This window comes from Bacillus cereus group sp. N21, from assembly GCF_016483395.1.
GTDB classification, from domain to species: domain Bacteria; phylum Bacillota; class Bacilli; order Bacillales; family Bacillaceae_G; genus Bacillus_A; species Bacillus_A pseudomycoides.
The window spans coordinates 1-1,538 of sequence record NZ_JAEHBX010000186.1 but is presented as its reverse complement, the minus strand read 5'-3'; the positions used below and the strand labels follow the sequence as shown (position 1 = coordinate 1,538).

Sequence of the window (1,538 nt, the reverse complement as noted above, 5' to 3'; positions counted from 1 at the left end):
CCCTCCAAGTAAAAGTGTAACATCCATGTTTATTCATGGTCTTTTTACACTGTCTACCTTAAGGGGATAATATCAATGACTAATATGTATTGTCCTTTTTATTTAATTAAAGCACCCCACCCGTTAGTTGAAGAGCATCATTTTTTTCTATTATATTAGTAATTCTAATTCCTTCATTTCATATTTAGTTAATTTGGCATCCTTGATTACATGAAAATGATTATACTTTTTATCGTCATTTAAGATATTTGGTAAGAAGTGAGGTACCATCTCTCCTACACCGTAATTTTGGTCTTCTAATAACCAAGAAATTTTTTTCCAATCGAGAATCCCTTCGTCTATTTTTTTAGGTGTTTGATATTCGTAATTTTCTTCAATATTAACTAAATAAATATAAGACCCACCAGTAAAAGAGTTATCTACTTCCCAGGAGATAATCCCTTGATCGATGATTTTGTAGTTACTAATATCAATGTCTGTTTCTTCTTTAACTTCACGAATTACACATTTTAAAGGTGTTTCGTCAGCTTCCATTTTTCCGCCAACACCATTCCATAGTCCTTGTGTCGGTTTGTACTCTCTATTTAGCATTAGTAATTCATCTTTTCTTCGAATAAAGCACAACGTTTGCTTATACATTTTAATACCCCCTTTTAGTTTTAGAAACAACATTAAATCACTCTTTTAAAGTTTACTATATAGGCCTCACCATACATTACCATCAACTTAAGAATTCAAAATTACCCCAAAACGAAACAAAATGAGCTCAATTCTCATGGACACCTATGAAAAGATGAAATTTTCGTTTTGAGGGCACTTCAAAATGTTAGCTTGATGGGCAGGGGGCACGTCACGAAACGGAAAAAATCGTACGTTAAGAAAAGAAATGAAAAAACCGGATTCCATTTCACAAGGAATTCCGGCTCTCTCTATGTCAGCGTTTTATCGCACTAAAGATTTCTGTCACCGACAATCCATTATATTCCATAAAATGAAAATACCCTAAGAAATCTCTTTCTTTCCCTTTTTTACAATAGAGCGTGAAGATATTCTACCATGCAATAAATAGTAAACTCCAATTCCGATTAATATGAGGAATGAACAATAAAAATATAATGAGCTATGATCAATTTTAGCTGCTGCAATACCAAAGATAAATGATCCAATACCGAACCCAAAATCAAATGTAGAAAGGAATGTAGCCGTAGCCAATGCCCTCTTTTTAGGAGGTGCTACTTGAATGGAAATGGTTTGAAGACTGGAAAACATGGTTCCCCAACCCAATCCAATAAGGGCTGCTGATGCAAGAAATAACAAGGACGTATTCGACACACTCAATAAGAACGTACCGACTGCAAAGCATAAAATAGTGGGATAAATTATAATATTTGCCCCGAATAAATCAAACCATTTTCCACTAAAAGGCCGAGAAATTAAAAGGACCACTACGTACACAACAAAGGGTTCTGTTGCAAAGTTTGAAAAAAGTATAAATAGGTCGATACATTAGGGATAGCGTTTAAGCAATCGCCATTAAC

2 protein-coding genes are annotated in these 1,538 nt (G+C 34.1%); both read right to left on the bottom strand.

The window, feature by feature from the left end; genetic code table 11:
• Positions 1 to 150: 150 nt before the first annotated feature.
• Positions 151 to 639: an NUDIX hydrolase gene (locus tag JDS96_RS30370; protein ID WP_199669081.1), complete on the bottom strand. Its 489-nt coding sequence runs from the start codon at positions 637 to 639 to the stop codon at positions 151 to 153.
• Positions 640 to 1,002: 363 nt separating this feature from the next.
• Positions 1,003 to 1,455 (bottom strand): MFS transporter, encoded by a 453-nt coding sequence (locus JDS96_RS30365; protein ID WP_307838222.1) that lies wholly within the window; start codon positions 1,453 to 1,455, stop codon positions 1,003 to 1,005.
• Positions 1,456 to 1,538: the final 83 nt, after the last annotated feature.

What these genes read in the sequence shown, in the direction of transcription:
- JDS96_RS30370 (WP_199669081.1), bottom strand. Translation starts at nt 639, where the DNA reads ATGTATAAGCAAACGTTGTGCTTTATTCGAAGAAAAGATGAATTACTA.